13 protein-coding genes are annotated in these 21,003 nt (G+C 36.3%); 5 read left to right on the top strand and 8 right to left on the bottom strand.

Features of this window, described 5'->3' with window-relative positions:
- The 4 genes from QZN33_RS10495 to QZN33_RS10480 all read right to left on the bottom strand — a co-directional run.
- On the bottom strand, positions 1-396 hold a 396-nt coding region (locus tag QZN33_RS10495), incomplete at its 3' end, for a hypothetical protein (protein ID WP_394347058.1).
- A gap of 16 nt (positions 397-412) precedes the next feature.
- Positions 413-4,099 carry a right-handed parallel beta-helix repeat-containing protein gene (locus tag QZN33_RS10490; RefSeq protein WP_296792149.1) on the bottom strand — a complete coding sequence of 1,229 codons (3,687 nt, stop codon included), beginning with the start codon at positions 4,097-4,099 and terminating at the stop codon, positions 413-415.
- A gap of 375 nt (positions 4,100-4,474) precedes the next feature.
- The gene (locus QZN33_RS10485; RefSeq protein WP_296792146.1) at positions 4,475-4,741 is read right to left on the bottom strand and encodes a hypothetical protein; all 267 of its coding nucleotides are present in this window, start codon (positions 4,739-4,741) and stop codon (positions 4,475-4,477) included.
- A gap of 31 nt (positions 4,742-4,772) precedes the next feature.
- Positions 4,773-5,717, bottom strand: coding sequence for a hypothetical protein (locus tag QZN33_RS10480; protein WP_296792144.1), 945 nt, complete (start codon positions 5,715-5,717; stop codon positions 4,773-4,775).
- Positions 5,718-6,040: 323 nt separating this feature from the next.
- On the opposite strand from QZN33_RS10480, the gene QZN33_RS10475 reads away from it, so the two are divergent.
- The 3 genes from QZN33_RS10475 to QZN33_RS10465 all read left to right on the top strand — a co-directional run bounded on the left by QZN33_RS10475 (position 6,041) and on the right by QZN33_RS10465 (position 7,614).
- Entirely contained in the window at positions 6,041-6,181 is a 141-nt protein-coding gene (locus QZN33_RS10475) for a hypothetical protein (RefSeq protein ID WP_296792141.1), read from the top strand.
- Between the two features lie 716 nt (positions 6,182-6,897).
- Positions 6,898-7,194, top strand: coding sequence for a hypothetical protein (locus QZN33_RS10470; protein ID WP_296792138.1), 297 nt, complete (start codon positions 6,898-6,900; stop codon positions 7,192-7,194).
- A 54-nt stretch (positions 7,195-7,248) separates the two neighbouring features.
- Positions 7,249-7,614 carry a HEPN domain-containing protein gene (locus QZN33_RS10465; protein ID WP_296792135.1) on the top strand — a complete coding sequence of 122 codons (366 nt, stop codon included), beginning with the start codon at positions 7,249-7,251 and terminating at the stop codon, positions 7,612-7,614.
- Positions 7,615-7,779: 165 nt separating this feature from the next.
- Here the strand turns inward: QZN33_RS10465 and QZN33_RS10460 are convergent, their stop codons facing one another.
- Positions 7,780-9,651: a hypothetical protein gene (locus QZN33_RS10460; RefSeq protein ID WP_296792132.1), complete on the bottom strand. Its 1,872-nt coding sequence runs from the start codon at positions 9,649-9,651 to the stop codon at positions 7,780-7,782.
- Between the two features lie 336 nt (positions 9,652-9,987).
- Here QZN33_RS10460 and QZN33_RS10455 point away from each other — a divergent pair, with 336 nt between their 5' ends.
- Positions 9,988-11,091: a hypothetical protein gene (locus QZN33_RS10455; RefSeq protein WP_296792129.1), complete on the top strand. Its 1,104-nt coding sequence runs from the start codon at positions 9,988-9,990 to the stop codon at positions 11,089-11,091.
- Positions 11,092-11,130: 39 nt separating this feature from the next.
- On the top strand, positions 11,131-18,609 hold the full coding sequence (locus QZN33_RS10450) for a lectin like domain-containing protein (RefSeq protein ID WP_296792127.1): 7,479 nt from the start codon (positions 11,131-11,133) through the stop codon (positions 18,607-18,609).
- Here QZN33_RS10450 and QZN33_RS10445 read toward each other — a convergent pair whose 3' ends face one another.
- Genes QZN33_RS10445 through QZN33_RS10435 form a run of 3 tightly spaced genes read right to left on the bottom strand, consistent with a single transcriptional unit; the run spans position 18,610 to position 20,797 of the window.
- Positions 18,610-19,476: a toll/interleukin-1 receptor domain-containing protein gene (locus QZN33_RS10445; protein ID WP_296792124.1), complete on the bottom strand. Its 867-nt coding sequence runs from the start codon at positions 19,474-19,476 to the stop codon at positions 18,610-18,612.
- A gap of 11 nt (positions 19,477-19,487) precedes the next feature.
- Entirely contained in the window at positions 19,488-20,306 is an 819-nt protein-coding gene (locus QZN33_RS10440; protein WP_296792121.1) for a toll/interleukin-1 receptor domain-containing protein, read from the bottom strand.
- Positions 20,303-20,797, bottom strand: coding sequence for a hypothetical protein (locus QZN33_RS10435; RefSeq protein ID WP_296792118.1), 495 nt, complete (start codon positions 20,795-20,797; stop codon positions 20,303-20,305). The genes QZN33_RS10440 and QZN33_RS10435 overlap by 4 nt, the downstream gene beginning before the upstream one ends.
- Positions 20,798-21,003 lie beyond the last annotated feature (206 nt).

Here is a 21,003-nt window from a genome sequence, read left to right as displayed (position 1 = left end):
TGCGTACTGTGTGAAGTCCTCTCCTACAATAACTGTGGACTGTCTTTGAGGAGTAGCCAATTTAATTGTAATATTAGACCCGACATAATCCTCACTGCCCGCATAATCGACAAATATTTCAGCTCCGGAAGCTGCAACAATAACAAATGATCCGTTATCATCACTGACAGTAGCATTAGAAACGCCATCTATAGCATATGTAATATTTGCGCCTGAAATCGGATTTCCGTTCTCATCACACAAGGTCAATGTAACATTATTGCTCATTACGACAACATCTGAAAATTTAGAAAGTGCTTTAAAAACAGTAACAGTCCCATTCCTAACAACTACATTCTCCAGTCCGACATAGCTTGCATTGACTTTGTAAACCGCACATTCATCGAATGTATGCATTGCCCACCAGGTACCGTTACCGCCGTAAGTCTACCAAGTTACCAGGCATGACTTCACTTAAAATATTGGATTCTGCAGTAAGGTTAACAGTCCTGTTTGAGGTTGTCTGAGAGACAACATTCACATTGAAAGCCATGTTTGTGAATGTTTTTTCACCTTCAGAGTAGTATGAATCTGCGTCGTGGCGAACAGTGAGGAAATAATTATCCCCTGCGCTAATATTTAAAACAATTTTACCTTCAGCATTTGTAACTGCACTGAGATTTAGAGGCTCACCGTTAACAAGACCTGAAACTGTGACGTTCTGACCTGCTTCAGTATATAACATGGCAGGCACAATGGTGGCATCCCCTGTGTTTTCAACACCATTAGCTCCCCAGTAAGTAACGTTTGTGATGTTGACATCACTCATCTTTCTGGACAGTATTGCATTTAAAAGGTTGTCGTAACCCTCAAAAGCGATTTCAATATTATTTTCATTGACTGTTAAAGTAAATGGAGATAAAGAATCCATACTTGCCCTATTGTTCAGGAAAGTAGAATGGGAAATGGACCTGACGTATTTGAAATCCCCAATAACCCAGAAGTAAATTGCAGAACCCCTATAAGCTTTATTGCCTGTGAAATTACAATTTACCACAGTAACATTCCTGTCAACGTAAACAGCACCACCGTCACCTTCACTATCCTCATCACTTGCATTGTTGTTGGCGAAATTGGAATTTACAATATTACCTGAACCCATATAGAGAGCACCGCCCTCAACTGATGCTCGGTTAGCTGTGAAATCACAATTATTCACATTAACATTAAATTCATCTGCGACAGCTCCACCAAAGCCTGCGAAGTTATCTTCAAATCTGCAGTCAGTCACATTACCTGAATTTTTAATTAATACTGCACCTCCAAGACTGCCAGCACTGGTTGCCCTGTTGGATATGAAAATGCTGTCAGTCACATTACCTGAACCGATGTAGACGGCACCTCCACCACTATACTCATCAGTTGCAGTATTGTTGGTGAAAATACAGTTTGACACTTCACCGGTACCGTTAATGTAAACCGCACCACCTTCTTCAGCACGGTTATCGGTGAATGTGACACCTTCAATAATACCGTCAACAACAGCGATTGCACCACCTTTGAGAGCAGAGTTTCCAACAAAATCACCATTGAATATTACATTCTCAAATGTATCAAAGAAATTAACTCCTCCACCTCTAGGAGAAGTGTTATTTATGAAATTACTGTTGAATGTTATGTTGTATGGAGTTTGGCGATAGTTTACGCCCCCACCGTTCAAATTAGCAGTGTTATTAATGAAATCACAAGCGAAGATACTGTTGGATGAAGTGTCCTTAAATGTTATTGCACCACCGTTTCCAACACTCTCATCAACCTCACCTAAAGCACTGTTAGCAGTAAAATCACCTGTAAAGTTATTTCCATCAGTAGTGTTGTAGAAAAAGATTGCACCACCGCAGGATTTAGCAGTGTTATTTACAAATTCACTATTGAATACATTACTGTTTGCCTTGTTGTAGAAAAACATTGCTCCACCGTAGATAGCATAATTGTCAGCAAAACTGCCTTCAAATGTGTTATTGTCAGCATGATTATAAATAAATACTGCTCCACCACTGGCAGCTCTAGCCTCATTAGCTATAAAATCAGCAGTGAAATTATTGTTCATGGATTTTCCACGCACAAATATCGCACCACCACCTCTTTGAGCAACATTGCCTTTATAAAGACCGCTGATTGTGACATTGCTTATTCCTCCGTTGAAGTATATTGCTCCACCGTTATTTGCATGGTTGTCAATGAATGTTGAGTCGATTTTAGAAGCATTGTAAACCTCATCAACACATACTGCTCCGCCGGATTTACCTGCAGTGTTATTAATAAAATTACAATTTGACACACTACCAGAACCCATGTTGATAGCACCACCATCTCCAGTTGCAGTGTTGCCAGTAAAATTACAATTTGACACATTACCCTCACCATAGAAGTAAACCGCACCACCATGAGTAGAAGCAGAGTTATTAACAAAATTACAATTTGTCACGGTACCTTGATCCAAGAAGTAAACTGCACCACTACCATATCTAGTTGCAGTGTTGCCAGTAAAATTACAATTTGCCACAGTACCATTCAAGAAGCAAACTGCACCACCAGCATAGTCTGCAGTGTTATCAGTAAAATTACAATTTGACACACTACCCTCATCATAGAAGCAAACTGCACCACCACAAGCGTAATCTCCAGTTGCTTTGTTATCAACAAAATTACAATTTGACACAGTACCAGTATTCAAGAAGCAAACTGCACCACCACAAGCGTAATCTCCAGTTGCTTTGTTGTTAGTAAAATTACAATTTTCAACAGTGCCGGAACAATTGAAGTAGAGTGCACCACCATCCTCATTTGCAGTGTTGTTTGTGAAAGTACAATTTGACACAATACCGGTTTTATTGAAGTAAACTGCACCTCCGTTTTGTGAGTATCCGTTTGTGAAGTGTATGTTTTTAATTTCAACCTTGTCTGCAGTTATATAAAATATTTTTGATAGATTTTTTGCATCTAATGTTGCATTATTTTCTCCAATTAATGTTAAACTTTTTGTAACTCTGATTGGTATTCCAAAACCATAATATGATCCATTTATTAAGATTGTATCCCCGCTATTGGCCTTGTCTATTAAATTTTGAATATATGCGAAATTATTACTCTCTATAACATCATTATCATCCAAAATATTATTGGACAAAGTAATATTTCCGGATACTGAATGAATTGCGCCTTTACTTATATAATTATTCCTAAAGTCACAGCCGGAAATGTTACCTTTACTAATAAAAATTGCATTACCGCTTTTTGCAGTGTTGTTTGTAAAAGTACAATTTGTCACAGCACCTGTTTTAAAGATGTAAACTGCACCACCATCATTAGAAGCAGTATTATTTACAAAATTACTATTTGACACATTTCCTGAACCCATATTGACAGCACCATGATCTCCCATGTTGTCTGTAAAATTAGAATTTGACACACTACCGGAAAGCATCCTGACAGCACTGCCGTAACCTGTTGCAGTGTTGTCTGAAAAACTACAATCTGTCACATTACCAGCATCGGAGAAGTAAACTGCACCACCATCATATCCTGTGTTGTTGATGAAACTGGACCCTGCAATATTCACGTTACCATATGCAAGTATTGCTCCACCGTTGCCTTCGCTAAATCCGTTTGTGAATAGGATATTGTTTAAAAGCACATTTGTGCCGCCGTCAATATTGAAGATCCTTGATTTGCCCTGTGCGTCTATTGCAAATCCGTTACCGTTGATTGTTAAGTTCTTGCTTATACTTATTCCCTCAGTTATAGTGTCTGTACCTACTGTGTAGGTGTAATTATGCTCAAAATTGATTATGCCATTGTCTGAAGCATTATCAATTAATTTTTGAAGCTCATCAAATTCCCCTGAGCTTGAAAGTTTATCTGCATAGTGATTACCTGTTTGTTCCACCATAGCATTTTCTTCACTTGCCTGGAGGTTATCCTCGACTGTTGAGGACACTCCTATTTGACTTGCATCTTCACTTGCCAGTGCATCATCCATTTCACCTGCATATACATTTGCAAGGCTTGCGAGAAAAACGACAAGCGTCAGCAAGATTATTGTTTTTTTAACCTTCATATTAAATCTCCATATTATGAAAAAAAACATGATTTTACATGCTCGATATTTATAATGTTCAATTTTAATGAAAAATAATAACTCCATTTCAATAAAATTAAATTAAATCAAATATACAATACAATATTTATCGACGAAGCAATATATATGTATATTATTATTGGGCCGAAAACCCGGTGAAATTTAAAAAATCAGATTAAATATTACTAATTCAAAAAATAAATCTTAAAAAAAAAAGATTTGAATTATAGATTCAAAGATAAGTTAAAGCATTAAAATCATGCTTTAACACCCTCATTTTCTAAATTTGTAAAAAAAGTTTTAAGTTTAGCTTTCAAATCACAATAACCCTCATTCAATCAGTTTTTAAATGAATTAAAGTTCATCCATGATTTTTCTAGCATAATTCCTGTCCAATTCCTTTAAATCTTCACTCAGTTCATCATATGGTATCCACATGCCTTCCCATCGAATCAGTCTTTCTTTTTGAGAATTGATAAATTCTTTTTCTTCATCATTTAAATTATCACTAAACTTGTCGCATAACTCAATCAAACGTTTTAAATCCCCAGATACGCTTTTAGACCAATTCTGCCATTGAACATGCTCAAGTTCAGATAATCTTTCCAGTAACTCGTCCATAATTAAACAACTCCTCCATAAATAAATTGCATCATATAACTATATCCGGTTTGTTTACACTCTGATAAGCATACCATGTACTGTTTTCAATTAAAAATTCACGTGCCAAAAAGATTATTAGCTCTTCGGTTTCCCCATTTTTTAAAACATCCTCTTCAGCTTTTCCATATAATAAAATCATCCTTTTACTATTATTGATTATATTATCCAAAGACATTTTACCATAATAACTTCCAGTAAACAGAGTAATAGCGGACATTGTTCCTATAAGTATTTTAAGAATAACACGAACCGATTCGCAATCAAGATTGCCGGAATAATTAGTATAAACGAAAAATTCAAAAAATACTCCAAAAGCAAAAGTAGATAATGTAATGGCGATAGCAAATCTTGTAATATTAGTATCCCTCTTTTTCTTGGCTTTTGCCCTGATTATTGCACCTTCATGGTATGACTTTTGATCCCTGATCCAGCAGTCCAGAATAGGCAGTTTTTCATTCAACTGTATGTCAGGCAGAGACATTAAAATTTCTTCAACCCATGGAATGCTTTTTTTAATAAACCACGGCAGGATATCAGTCACATGTTTTTCAACACCTGCCATTGATAAAAAAAATTCAACACGCAGAGATTCTGCAAGAACCCTATATTCAAGATATTTTCTGTGATATTCCCCTTTATCGGCCATTTTATGAATAAAAAATAAAAAGAAAACAAACACGACACATGCCAGAATAAGACCGTGCAACTCCACTTCATCATAAATTAAAAATGAAATAGTGATTAAAGTTCCAACAATGGAAAGTGATAAAAGAATTTTAGTATGCTTTTTGGAATTTTCCATACTCAAAACAGTTGCCGCCCCATATAAATCATCAATTACTTTTAAAGAGGCATCAGGCAGGTCGTCCATGACATGAGAAAATGGAAGTTTGCAGTTTTCCTTTTCCTTGTAAAAAATTTCTTTTTGATTCATAATATGTCCAAATTAATTAATTTTTAGTTCTAAAACAGATGTTTGATATTAATTTATTTATAAATCTCACTATATAAACTGACAACACTTTTAAACCATCCAAAATTAAAAATACAGAAACTCCAATGGATCAAAAAGGCATATGAACCCGCCATAAACTCAGCATCAAAATGAATAATAAACCACTACAAAAGATCTAAAAGAGATAATCTAAATGAAATGAGAGCAATTTTACTTAATGACTTCAACAAGATTTAAATAAAAAGATAAAGAAAAATAACCTTCAAACAGGCCTCCAATAAACTAAAAAGGAGGTGGTGAGTATGAAAATAATTTCAAAAACATACTCAGCAACCATCATCAATTTCTTAAAAAAATTGAATGATGTCTCCTACACAACCAATCTAAAGGGAGGTGTCTCCAATGGAGATAATTATATTTCTAATGGTGACTTACATGTTTAATATCAAAAACATGATAACCATCATCAAACAAAATATATAATATCTCACAGACACCTCCAGATATGTAATTGGACAAAAATCAATTTTCAATGAAGGACGTTTAGAAAATACCCTAAATGTTTTCGCGGAGGTCTTTTTACCAGAGAAGACACTATCCAACTACATATTTCAAAAATGATTACATTTATATACTATCTCCTCTAAAATATTCACAAGAGAACACCTCCATTGAGGAAATCTCGAAAGATNNNTAAATCCTGCAATATAGGCATTAAATTTTAAAAAAAACTATTTTTAACAGAAAAAACACCATCTAACTACCCATATCAAATGATTACATTTATATACTATTTTCCATTAAAATATTCACAAGAGAACACCTCCATTGAGGAAATCTCGAAAGATTGATAATAGAATTTAATGCTTAAGGTTGGTATTGTAGGAGTAAATCCTGCAATATAAGCATTAAATTTTAAAAAAACTATTTTTAACAGAAAAAAACACAATTAAAAATAATATCAAAAAATTCACCAGATATATGAAAATTTTCCCAACCAAATTAAAAATTGCACTCACTTATCAAAATTGTTCTAACTTCACAAAAATGACTCCAATTCACAAATAAAAGAATTAAAAAAGGTTAAATTTATATTTAATTAAATAAAATATAATAAACAGGAAACCCGGATTTTCCATGAAAATTTGTGAGGTGAAAAATGACAACAAGACTTGAAAGATTCAAAAGGCAGATGGAACCTGCAAAAGAACTCTACACCAAAGAAATCCAAAGTTTTGCAAAAAACTACGACTTTTTAGGTGAAATGACATTACAGGAACGACCGGACATCGATACACAGGATTATATCTTCCGTTTTGAAAAAGTGAATGGAACAAGTGAAGAAGTTCTTGATCAAACATTATCAGAACTTTACGACCACATGGACAAATTTTCAAAAGTTCATGGCATCACCCAATTTTCAAGAAATACAATAATATCTTATAAATGGAGGTGAACAATCGATATTGAAAAATATCCCCAATTCCAACTGTATCTGTTAACATTACGCATGAAAATGTTAAAAAATCAATTAATTCCAGAGAACTGTGATGAATGGTGTGTTAATGCAAGCATAATCAACAGAGCATACTACAGTGCATACCTATACTGCAAATTATGGCTTGAAGACATTAAAAACTTTAAAATCAAACGTCCATGGGAATTTGATGACAGTGAAACTCGAATGGGGGAACACAAGCAAGTTCGAGAAGCATTAAATAAATTTGGAGAAAAAAATATGCAAAGTGAACTAAATGACCTATTTGATTTGAGAGTTAAAGCTGATTATGAGCCATTCATTGACATCACACCAGATGAGGTCCAAGATGCCATCCACCACATGGAAAAAATCTTCAACCACCTGAAAATCAGCTAAAAAAAAACTATTTTTTTTAAATCCTGAAAAAATTACGGCCACACTGCAAAATTGATGAAACTAAAATTAACTATTCATTAATCATCACTAAAAAAAACAGAAATGTTAAACTAAAATACAAATTACATGTTTAAAGAAAAAAAATAAGTAGTAAAGGCAAAGCCTTTACTTGGTTGTTATTTTTACGGTTTTAGATGCCTTGTTGTAGTAGGAATTGCCGGCAAATTTGATGACTGCATTGAAAGTGCCTTTTTTAGTCAGTTTGTTGATTTTAAAAGTAGCCTGACCTTTGGAATTGGTTTTTGCACTGTAGGTTTTACCGTTGACGTTTAAGGTAAGTTTTGTGCTTTTCATAACCTTGTTGTTGACTTTAAGAGTTACTGTGTATGATTTGGTTTTCAGTTTCACTTTATAAGTCTTTTTGGCAGCTGTTATCTTTGGAGTTGCCTTTTTGATTACTACTTTCTGGCTTGAACTGTACTTGATACCTGTTCCGGAATAGCTGACTGTTGCAGTAACGGTTCCTGTGAAAGGAACAGCATAAGTGGCCACTCCATTTAAGTTAGTTGTTACAGTAGCAGTTTTACCGTTTGAAAATACAATTGTCAGTTTTTGATTCACCATCACCAGTCCAGTCCCGGAATCTTTTAGAGTTATAGTCATTTTTTTGTCCGGATAATATGTACCTGACTGTTTAATAGTTATTTGAGGTTTGACATCACAAACTACAGAAGTTCTGGAAGTGATCGGTTCGCTGTTTCCTTCAAAATAACAGTTTACTAATTTTCCGCCTTCAACTATCCCTTCTTTTTCGGCATGATTGTTTATGAAAAGAGCATTCTCGATATTTGAGTTGCTGTCTATGATTGATAATGCTCCGCCGGTTTGTGCTCTGTTTTCTTCAAAGAGAACCCCATCATAAATGTTTAAAACACCCTTGATGCCTTTTTTAAGATAAGTCGGATTAGCATACATCTTGATTGCACCCCCATATCTTCCGGCGCCATTATCAATGAACCTGGAAGCGCCGTGAATGTTCAAACCGAATATTTGGGTAACGGTTCCGTTATCATTGCTAATACCGTTGTTTGAATATATTGCTCCGCCGCCGTTTATTGCATAATTATAGCTGAATTCTGTGTCTTCAATATCACAATACTGAAAATTGAATATTGCTCCACCGTAGCCTGCTTCACCTGTACCGTATGCATCCGGATAACCTGCATCATTGTTTGTGAAAATGGACTGACTTATATATGTGCTTATAGCACCATCAACAAAATATCCGTCACGGTTAAAGCAGTCAAGATAAATGGCACCGCCGTTACCTTTTGCCCCGTTATAATCGAAAACTGTATCATTGATAATTAAAGACGCACTGGCATAAATAGGGTAATATGCATATATTGCACCCCCATCTCCTAAAGCAACATTATTGTAGAAAATGCAGTGGTTAAGAAAAAGAGCACCCGTGGTGTCAATTGCTCCGCCGTTGCTTCCTGCAGTATTGTTTATGAAATTACAGTTATTGAATGTAGCCACATTGCTTCTGATGTAAGCACCTGCACCCGAATATTCCTCATCATGACCATTAATCAGATTCAGGTTGTTGATTGTAACACCATCGCTGTATATAAGCAAAACACCGGTTTTATGGCATGCATCCCAGGTATTGCCCTGAGCATCGATTGTTATGGGTTTTCTGATTTCTATTCCATACTTCCCACTGTTGGCAAATTCATCATCACAGTAATAATTGGAATAGAATGTAATTGAAACCCCTTCTTCTGCATTATCAATAATCTTTTGAAGATTTGTGAATGTTCCCCATTGAGCATCATCTTTCAGGACATCCCCATCAGATGCCCCGATTATTTCATCATCGATTTTTATATTATTATTTTCGTTTGCTTCAATCTTATCACTATCTGAGTCCGCTACAGTATCATTGGCCAGATCACTTGCACTGACTGCAGACGCTGTTGCGACAATTATTAAAAATAAGAATAAAAGCAAGAAGACCTTTCTGTTAAACATGATAATAACTTTATCATTAGCTATATTTAATTGTATACTATTGTGAAATATCTTTAAACCACGATTAAAGAAAAATTAGATGTAATGAATATTTTACACCCGCCCAGAGCCCTTAACTCACCAATCAAAACTAAAAGATAGTGTAAATTTCATCTCAAAATATGAACAGTATCATTAACCATAGCCAACTGAAATGAAAAAAAATGAAGAATATATAAAAATTATTAAATTTTAATTGGATAAAGAAAACCAAAACATTAATTTAATGTACAAATCAAATATAAATACAATATACAATATCAAATCGTTAAGCATTTGATAAACATTGGTGGAAAAATGAAATACAAATATCCCTTTGCAGTGATGCTGATTTTGACTATGCTATTTTTACTTGGAAGCGCCACAGCAATCGAAGATATGGATTTGAACGTGACTTCATCTGATGAAGCGCCAATTTTGGACATTCCGGTTAGTGAGGACATGGCAAATGTGGAGATTGAATCAGAAGAAAATCCTATAGAATTATCTTCCGCCGACAGTTCAGACTTATCAGTTGAAATAAAACTCGGTGACGTCAAAAAAACCACATTTGGAATCAACGAGATGAATTTTGATGTTCCACTTATCATTACAGCGAAAAACGCTGAAGGAGTGGCAAAAAATTCAAAAGTCTTTATAAGCATACCTGAAGAATTTGAAATTGCATCATACAACGCTACACACGGATTATATTCATCCGAAAGCGGAATCTGGAACATAGGCAATTTAGACAGCACAACAGATGCAGTCCTTACAATATTTACAACAATCAAACAAAAAGGAAGCTATCTCATTTCCTTAAATGCAACAACAGATTCCAACGACAGCGACATGGTAAACAATTATCTGGGATGCACAATTGAAGTTACCTCAAAAATTTCATCAAATGTTACAAGAACCAGTGCTGATAGAAGTTCAACACAGCATACCAGCCACTATGCAAGTACTGTTAAAGGAACAAGTAGAGGATACAGCGGTGAAAATATACCAAAGCCAAATCAAAACCCTCAAACAGATCAGGAAAATGAAAATCAGCATGAAAACGAAAACGATCCAAACCCGAACGAAAATGGAGGAAATTCCGAAACTAATAACGGTAAAAGCAGCACACAGGGACAATCAGGTGAAGGTTCATCATCTTCCCAGGGCGAAATAGGCATATCCAATGTTGCACGAAGAGGCATAAGAACCAGCACTATTTCAAATGCATTTACCGGCTTAGGCAATGTAATATCAGACCTGTTAAATCCCGATTCCGGTTCAGATAAAGATTCATACAGCCCATCCAGAATTGTTAAAGCAATTCAAAGCAATAATTACATAACAATACCTATTGCAATATTTGTACTCTTTGTGATTATACTGGCCGGAAACTATGCCTATGAAAAAATCAGACCATGATTTTAAAAAAATTCAAAATTAACGGAATATATATCGAACATGTACAGTTTAAATATATTTAATAAAAAGGTTTTTTCACTCTTATTATTACTGATTGTTATCGCAAGCATATCAGTGGCCAGTGCAAATGAAGTTAATCAGACCACAGAAACTTTTCCGCAATCACAAAACAGCGCAGTTTATGAAGATTCACTCAATGATATGCAAACGGCCAGAACTTTTTCTGATTTAAACAGTGAAATAAACAGCAACGATAATTCTGAAATTTACCTGAAACACAATTATACATTTAATTCTGATTTTGATGAGGAATTTAAGAAAGGAATAGTCATTGACCGAGCCATAACCGTGTGGGGTAACGGATTTACTCTTGACGGGAACAATTCCGCAAGGATTTTTAATGTTGCCAATTCAAACGTTGTTTTTCATGACATCAACTTTATCAATGGAAATACAGCAGACAATGGAGGAGCCATCAACGGCAAATGTAGTGCAGCAAACTGTAATTTTACCCGAAACACAGCAGGCTTTGGAGGTGCAGTCACTGGCGCTGACTGTGTAAACTGCAGATTTACACAAAACAGCGCAAATTACCGGGGCGGGGCAAGCTGCGGTGGTTCTTTTGAAAACTGCATTTTCACCGGAAATTTCGCATATCATGAAGGAGGTGCTTATTATCTCGGTTCAAATATGAAAATATATTCAATCACTAACTGCAGTTTCACTGAAAACTCTGCAAATGAAGGAGGAGCAATCAGCATTCAGTTTCCCGAATACTGCAGAGTTGTTGACTGCACATTTACTGCAAACACCGCATCATGGATAGCCGGCGCCGTCAATAGCGTGATATGTGAGAATTGTACTTTCATTGAAAACTCTGCAGATTACGGGGGTGCAATGAGATACGGCTGGGCTATAAACTGTATTTTCCTTGGAAATTCAGCCATATTTGGTGGTGCAAGCTTTGAAGGAGGATGCCGGAACTCAACATTCATTGAAAATTATGCAGACTACGGCGGCGCAATCTACAATGGTTTTAGAACTGAAAACTGTATGTTCATTGAAAATCATGCTGATTACGGCGGAGCGATACATGGAAACTCCCTTACTGTAGATACATGTTATTTTGCAAACAATACTGCCCGAGACGGTGGTGCATTATACCAGACAGAAGTAAAAAACAGTTATTTTGAAGGCAACAGTGCATCCGGAATGGGAGGGGCAATGTATGGTAAATCTGCAATCAACTGCGTATTTAAAAACAACAGCAGAACAGACACATACAATACTGAAATCACCCAATCCGATGCAAACATTTCACAGGATATCAATATAATCTATTTTGATGCATCTGCCGAAAGAGACGGTAACGGATCAAAGAAAAATCCATACAAATATTTATATGCAGAGCGAATAACCCCAGGAGTTACAGCATACTTTGCACAGGGAACTTACGAACTGGAAAGCACATGCACAATTAGCCAGGCAAAGTTAATCGGAACAGGAAGAGCAGTAATAAGCTCCAAAGTATCCGACAAGTATGATTTTATAATTAGACAAAATTCCTATCTTGAGATGTACAATCTGATTTTAAACAATGTAAATATCCTCAATCAGGCCACACTGAAAGCGGACACCTGTTCCTTTGAAGGAAATGACGTGTTTGACCCTCAAAACTTGCCGGAGATTGAATCCGGTTCAGGACTTTTTGACAGCTCATATGGAGGAATAATAGTCTGTGACCCTCCAGGCAATGTCAAATCCACACTAATTTTGAATGGATGTTACTTCCAAAGAGTTTATGACGCATTCAACGGAGGAGTCATTGCAGCAATAAATTCAAACATATCCATTTCAAATACAGTATTCATGCATTATTCCGCTACCTATAAAGGCGGTGCAATCTATTGTCTGAATTCAAATTTAAACATTCATAACGTGCAATTTTCAGCATATACCAGTTCAAGTGATGATGATGCTACCGTGAACAGATATGGAACATATACTGCGTATTATGGAGGTTCCATCTACTGTGAAAATTCCAATGTCATGATATATCAGTCCAAATTTGACGATTCAGTATCATTCAGTTTTGGAGGAAGTATTGCATCACTGAATTCACATATAACAATTAAAGAAAGCAGTTTAAACAATTCCAAGTCTATAACAGACGGCGGAGGTGCTGTTTACAACTCAAAAAGTGAACTTCACATTTTTAATTCAGACATTCATGGAAACAGTGCTGAATTTGGTGGTGCAGTATGCAACATAAACTCTGTTCTGGACTCTTACCGCAGCAGATACGGGCATAACCATGCAACCCACTACGGAGGAGTCATCTATGACATCTACGGAACACTGAACGTTTATTTAAACCAGTTTTATGTTTCCCGTGCAGAAATTGGAGGCGTAATCTATACCAGGATTCCGAACGAATATAATCTGGAATCCAATTCATTTGGAGATGCCTTTGCAAATGAAGGAGCGGCAATATTTTATGACGGCAAAAAACAGGACGTCAAACCTAATTACTTCGGCAATGATTATTATGCTTTTGCAGAATTTACAGCAAGTTTAAACGGCGAAGATTATTATATCATAAGTAACCCCATATTTTATCAGCTGTCTTCCACAGCTACAACATTATATTTCCCATATCCGGTTTATGAAGTCTATGACAGTATGGTAAATATGACAATATATGACACTGACGATGAGCTGAAACTGACATCCGTCATCACAGATGAGATAAAGCACAGAATTTCGGTCAATATCAGCTTCACAGACAGGCTTGTAAATCCTAAACTCAACGTCTATCTGTTTGAAGACATTGACATATCATTATACAATAATGGACTTCCAGGCAATCTATACACTGGTTCAAGAAATAATCTGTTTGAAGGGCATACTCTTATTGGAAACTACAGCATTGACCTTTCAGACATGATTAACAGTTACACATGCACAATAGATTTTGGAAATTCATTTCTGAGTACCAAATACGACAATATCTATGAAGCCTCATCATTCAATCCTGTAAGCCTCATCAACAGTTCATTTGCGGATTTCACATCACTTCCAAGCGAAATTGAAGTGCTTTCATCATATTACAATTCAAATGACTACGGATACGTCAGTTCCGTCAAGGACCAGAAGGATGGCGGTAACTGCTGGGCATTTTCAGGTATTGCAACCCTTGAAACCTGCCTGAGCAAAGCAACCGGTGTTTCCTATGACTTTTCAGAGGAAAATGCCAAAAACCTCATGGCAGCATATTCTGTTTACGGTATGAAGCTTGAAACCAACTATGCAGGATATGAATCAATGATACTGAGTTACCTTACAAGCTGGATAGGACCTATTGATGAGTCCAATGAAGACTATGACGACTACTCATCCATATCAGTTCTTCAAAATCCGATGTTCCACATCCAGAACGTCAAGTTCCTGCCTGCACGTGCCGACAGCTCTGACAACTACATGTATAAAATGGCAATAAGGGACAACGGTGCAGTTTCAGTAACATTCAAGTGGGGAAATGACTACCATTCAGTTTCACTTGTAGGCTGGGACGACAATTACAGAGGATATGACTCACTGGGCAATTCTTCAAATGGTGCATGGATATTTAAAAACAGCTGGGGACCCGACTGGGAGAACGGCGGTTTCGGATACCTTTCATATGATGAAAAGATATCAGAACAGATTTATCCGAACCTTCATGCATATACATTCGTTTTCAGTGACGTTAATCCTTATACCAAAATATATCAGTATGATTTTGCAGGAGTAAGCGAGTTTTATCATTATATGGATACAATATCATTTAAAAACACATTCAAAGCTGATAATGACAGCATTCTTTCTGCCTTTTCAACATATTTTGACAGACTGACCAATTTTACCGTTTCAGTTTATAAAAACGGTGAATTTGCTTTCTCACAGGACGGAACTTCATCAGCAGGATATTCCACAATAGCATTCAACACAATCATTCAGCTGGATGAAGGCGATGAGTTTACAATTGCCGTAAACAATCACAACAAAGGCTACAACTGCATCCCCGTATGTTCTGCAGAAGAAATTACCAAAAAGACTTTCAGCCGGAACGTTTCATTCATAAGTCTTGACGGTGAAACCTGGTTTGACCTTTATGACTATGCGGATTCATGCCATGTTGCATGCATAAAGGCATTTACCCAAAACATCAATCTGGAAGACATCACAATAAAAATAGATGAATTTGACACAGTAAACACAAATAATTTCAATATCAGAGTCGAATTCAGTGACGTTGACACCGATTTCATCAACTATTGTCTTGTAAAATTCATAATCGATAACCGCACATATTATGCCCAAATCAGGAACGGAGCGGCAAATCTGAATGTCAATCTTGAGGAAGGATACCACACACTGTCCGCACAGTACAAGGACAATCTCTTTGAGTCCAATATCGTCACTTTCAACTTTACAGTCAAAAAGAATGATGACGATACCTCATTTAATGCAATTCAGGATCTTATAAACAATGCAAAAGACATCGTCAGCCTTGACAAGGATTATCTCTACAGTGAAAAATTCGATGATGGAGAATATGGCGTGCATGTAAACAGGTCTTTAACCATAAACGGTAACGGACACATTATAAACGGACTCGGTAAAGCCGCAGGATTTTACATTGACGCAGACAATGTCGTTTTAAATGACATCATATTCAGCAATACACAATCCTCAAACGGTGGAGGAATATTTATTGCAGCTAAAAACGTCACATTGAACAACTGCAGCTTCATAAATTCACATGCTCTTCAAAACGGAGGTGGAATCTATTCATTATTCGACATCACTTTAAATAACTGCAGATTTATCAATAACTCAGCCAAAATGGGTGCAGGACTCTATCTGATTTCAGGCAAAAGCACATACATAATAGATTCACACTTTGAGGCCAACACAGCAGACATACACGGTTCTGCAGTCTATATGGAAGGTCTTGGAAAAGTAATGTTTACATCCACAAATTTCACAGGAAACGCCGCCCCATACAATGGAGGGGCTGTAATGTCCAGCGTCTATCGAAACACTTTTGAAAATTGCTCATTTACAGATAACTCTGCAAACTCAGGCGGATCAGTATTTTCCAATGCATATATAAATGAATTTTTAAACTGCATCTTTGAAAACAACTCTGCTAAAAATTCAGGAGGCGCTATAAGCTCCCACAATAAGATAAACATTTATGATTCCAGTTTCATGAACAATTCCGTTACCGGAAATGACGATCAATATTATAAAAATCCATTTGGAGGTTATGGTGGAGGAGCAGTATATTCCTATGACAATCTGAACATCTATCGCTCAGATTTCATAAACAACCATGCGGATGCCGATTCAGGCGGAGCTCTTTATACCAGCAAATACCTGAACGTCTATGACTCCCGATTCATAAACAATACCTCCCCAGAAAGCGGAGGAGCTATTTACAACACAGAATGGCAAATGATAAGAACAAACAGCGGAATGAGCAAATTTACCCAGTCACGCTACTACAACTCACTATTTATTGGCAATAAAGCAAGTTCCGGAGGAGCCATATTCAAAAGTGATTTGATAGTGAACTGTACTTTCACAAACAATTCCGCTACAGGCACAGGAGGTGCCGTCAATGAAGTGAAAGTCATTGACAGCTCTAGATTCATAAACAATTCGGCCACTCATGCAGGTGCAGTTTATAATGACGGAACAAGCGAATTTTATGTATTTAACAGTGATTTTACACACAATCATGCCCAATATGGAGGTGCCATTTATTCCCATGAATATGAGAGTTATTATTCACGCTTTATTTCAAACACAATAATTAACGATTCAAGGTTTGCAGAAAACACTGCAGACAATGTCAGAGGATGTATTTACAGCATGGGAAAGGTAAATGTTAACCACACCGAATTCAGGAATAACTCTGCCATTTATGGAGGAGCAGTTTATGGCAATGATGAAATAAACATCATCAAATCCATTTTTACAGACAACATAGCTGGCCAAAGCGGAGGCGCAGTTTACATGAGCGGAAATGGAAATCATACAGTTATCAACTGCGAATTTACAAACAATACCTCAAACTTCGGCGGTGCAATTTTTGCATTAAACAATGCTGAGATTTCATACAGCCTGTTTAAAGACAATACTGGCCATTCATACGGAGGAGCCATTGATTTTTATAAAAATGGAACTTACACACTCACTGCCTCAAGCTTTGAAGCCAACAGTGCAAATTACGGCGGTGCAATATACATATATGCTCCGGATGAAGAGTCAATGGCATATCTGAATGTTTCAAAATGCAACTTTACACAGAACAATGCTTTAAGAAGCGGAGGAGCATTTTACAGTGATGCATCTACAAAAATAGAAGAGTCAAATCTCACAAACAACACCGCAACTTGGGGAAGCGCCCTGTACAGCACAGGTTACATCAGTGTTGATAATACAAATATCACATCAGGCCAGGACATCCCGGCAATCGAATATTCCTATCACTACCGCGATGAAAATCCGGCTTACGGAAAACTGGATTTGAAAAACAACACTATTGACGTTAAAGGAGAAATTGTCCACTATAACGTTAACGGAATAGATTCCAGTATGCCGCTTTATCTGGTTTTTGCAAACCTCAACACAGTCAAAGGCAAGACAGTCAGCATATGCCGTCTGGAGGATGATGAAGGAAACTCAGTATACACAACAGGACTCGGAAAGCTTAATATTACACTGACCGACCAGAGCAAAAACAGAGTCCAGCTTTTACTAAACTATTCAAAAGATTATGAAGGATATTATCTCGATACAAGTTCTCTGGACTATGGAACATACACCATTTCAGGTACACTTACAAACGATCAGCTCAAATATAGCACAAAACCGGCAGTTCTCCAGATTACTGATGAATTCGGAAGAACCGCACCAGCAATTATAGCATCTGCACTTGTAAAAGTATACGGCAAGTCAGACAAGCTTGTTATAACCTTAAAAGACAGCACCGGAAATGTTATCTCAGATGCACCGTTAAGCGTTGAGGTAAATGGAAAGACAACATTTCTGGTTACAGATTCAAAGGGCCGTGACAGCATGAAGATAAATCTGGCACCTAATACATATTACGCACAGATCAGCTTTGAGGACAACGGATACTACACTTCAGCACACACAACAGTTAAAGTGACCGTCAAAAAGGCAACACCTAAACTTACAGCCAAAAAGAAAACATTCAAAGTAAAAACAAAAAGCAAAAAGTACACCATAACTCTTAAAAACAATCTCGGAAAAGTTATGAAAAAAGTTAAAGTTACAATTAAAGTCAAAGGCAAGACATACACAGCAAAAACCAATTCAAAAGGAATTGCCACATTTAAGCTGAAACTGACTAAAAAAGGAACTTTCAAAGCTACAGTCACATATAAAGGAAGCAAATATTACAACAAGGTTTCCAAAAAAGTAAAAATCACAGTCAAATAATTAACCGTTCATGACATAATCCTGACGACAGAGCTCGTTATCATCTAAATCAGCCAGTCTGAAGCCTATATGAGTTACATTATCACTTTTAAGATAACCTGTACATATTATGCCTGATTTAAACTCATCTGCCGTTGAATTTATTTCATATACCAGCGTATCCCTTTCATCGAAAAATTTAATGTTCATGAAATACTTTTCCTTATCGGAAGGCAAATTATAGGATTCACCGTGAACTACATACTTGAAATCGCCTCCGGAAGGCGAAACATCAACGTGAGTTATGTTCATTGCAAATACACCGTCATCAGTCGTTTTCTGACCGGCGGGAAGAACAATTACAAAATAGATAAAAAGCAGCACCAAAAGCACCGGAACAGCAATGCGAGCATACTTTCTAATGATATTCTGCACACGGCGAGGATTTCTTTTTTCAATAACACCGAGATATTCAGAGTCAATTTGAGGTGATAAAACCCTCCTATTTGAAATCTTTCGAAGCATAGCCTCAAGCTGGGTTTTGCAGTCGGGAAATGCATTGAGTTCTGTTGGATTCTGCAGAATAAACTCCAGATTCCCCCTCAATCTTGTATCATCAATATTGAATATTAAAATCGGAACTTCCCTGGAAAATGCAATGTCGGTTTCGGTAATGACATAATTGGTGTTCTTAGAATTTTTTGTAAGAATAAAGAGAAATGAGTCAGACTGCTCAATTGCAGTAGTAATCTTGTCAACAGAATCATCGCCAGACATTTCGCGAGCCTTCATCCAGGAAGATATGCCGTTTTTGTCAAATATATTATAGATTGCATCGGCAATATCCCTGTCCCGCTCATCATAGCATATGAAAACTTCATGACTCATATCAAAACCCCTCATTTGGCGTTAATGTATCCTTCAAACAGATAATTGAAAAGCTCATCATCCATAGAGGAGAATCTTAAAATCGCCTTTAATGTTAAAAATTCATTTCTGATTAAAAGACCGTGTATGATTGCCAGAATCCAGAAAAGAACAAATATCACAGCAAAAAGAATAAACATCGGATATAACAGAAACAGATAGTCCAGTATCTGGAAATATATCATTAAAAGCATCACTGTCGGAATCATATACAGAAGTCCCATCAAAACCCATTTCTTTTTGTTGGCTGTAATTCCCATATATATGAAAGATGTCCAGTAAATCGGCAGACACAGCAAAGCCAGGGAAATCCAGTCACGCTTATGCTTTGAAAAGTCACTTTCTTCAAAATTAGTAAAATCAACCACGACCGGAACGTCATTTTCTTCATTGCAAATTTCTCTTACATCAAAAACGAGTTTTTCGAGATAATTTTCAGGATTAGGATATGCTGCAAGCCACTGCATCACCTTGAGATAATATCCCATATGGTCGCTTGGCTCAGATCCGTCAATATTAAATGAAATTATTGGCTTGTTATACTTATATGCCATGTGGATTTCATTTTTTACATATTTGGAAGCCTGTGAAAATGAAGAATAGATTAAAACAACCATTTTTGCTGATTTTATACCTGCTCCAATCTCATCAATATAAAGCCTTCCGGACGGAATGTTTTTGGTGGCAATCCAGCATGAAAGACCGTTTTCCTCAAGAGTGTAATGGATCTTATCGGCAATGTCCTGATTTGCGGTGGAATAGCTTATAAAAACATCATGTTTTTCATTCATAATATCACCCTGCTGTTGAATGCAGTATCTACTACAAATTCCCTGTTGTTTGCTTCAAACAGATACACAGTTGCAGGTTTTGTAAAAGTCAAATTGTCCTTGTTGAATGAATCAAAAGGAATAATCATTGAATGGTATTTAAAACCGCTTCCGTCATCAAATTCCATGGTGAGCAGATAGCAGCTTTCATTTTTATAATCAATTGTTCCCTGACTGACTTTAGCGAAATGGTTCAGCAGATTGGAAAGTCTCCCGTCAGTTGAGTTCAGCTTGCTGATATCCATATTATAGAAATCATATGCGGAATTTCTGAATTCAACCTTATCCCCTACAACATTGTATTCAGAACTGGACGGATAGGTCACAAATATAGAATCGGTTACATCAATCTGCGAATCCCTGTATTCATAGCTCATAATGGAATAACCGCCATAAACCAAAAGGATTAGGGCAGTTGCAATAATCAGATATTCAATCATTTTTTTATTCATAACACACCAATGAATAAGTCTATAATATTTGATATAATCTTTAAAATATTTAAGTTTGTATCCGATTTTGAAAAAAAAACATAGTATTTAACAGATTATCCTAAAAATGTAAATAATAGATTACATTAAATCTGAAAATCCCACCAATCCAATTAAACTTTAAAAAGAACATCTTAAATTCTGTCAAATGATTCCGGAAGATTTTA

This window comes from uncultured Methanobrevibacter sp. (genome assembly GCF_900314615.1).
Lineage (GTDB): Archaea > Methanobacteriota > Methanobacteria > Methanobacteriales > Methanobacteriaceae > Methanocatella.
This window is presented reverse-complemented; position numbering and strand designations above follow the sequence as displayed.

Coding starts and splice junctions, on each gene's coding strand:
- QZN33_RS10435 (WP_296792118.1), bottom strand. CDS start 20,797: ATGAATAAAAAAATGATTGAATATCTGATTATTGCAACTGCCCTAATC.
- QZN33_RS10445 (WP_296792124.1), bottom strand. CDS start 19,476: ATGAGTCATGAAGTTTTCATATGCTATGATGAGCGGGACAGGGATATT.
- QZN33_RS10455 (WP_296792129.1), top strand. CDS start 9,988: ATGAAATACAAATATCCCTTTGCAGTGATGCTGATTTTGACTATGCTA.
- QZN33_RS10460 (WP_296792132.1), bottom strand. CDS start 9,651: ATGTTTAACAGAAAGGTCTTCTTGCTTTTATTCTTATTTTTAATAATT.
- QZN33_RS10490 (WP_296792149.1), bottom strand. CDS start 4,099: ATGAAGGTTAAAAAAACAATAATCTTGCTGACGCTTGTCGTTTTTCTC.
- QZN33_RS10470 (WP_296792138.1), top strand. CDS start 6,898: ATGACAACAAGACTTGAAAGATTCAAAAGGCAGATGGAACCTGCAAAA.
- QZN33_RS10450 (WP_296792127.1), top strand. CDS start 11,131: ATGTACAGTTTAAATATATTTAATAAAAAGGTTTTTTCACTCTTATTA.
- QZN33_RS10465 (WP_296792135.1), top strand. CDS start 7,249: ATGAAAATGTTAAAAAATCAATTAATTCCAGAGAACTGTGATGAATGG.
- QZN33_RS10485 (WP_296792146.1), bottom strand. CDS start 4,741: ATGGACGAGTTACTGGAAAGATTATCTGAACTTGAGCATGTTCAATGG.
- QZN33_RS10475 (WP_296792141.1), top strand. CDS start 6,041: ATGAAAATAATTTCAAAAACATACTCAGCAACCATCATCAATTTCTTA.
- QZN33_RS10480 (WP_296792144.1), bottom strand. CDS start 5,717: ATGAATCAAAAAGAAATTTTTTACAAGGAAAAGGAAAACTGCAAACTT.
- QZN33_RS10440 (WP_296792121.1), bottom strand. CDS start 20,306: ATGAATGAAAAACATGATGTTTTTATAAGCTATTCCACCGCAAATCAG.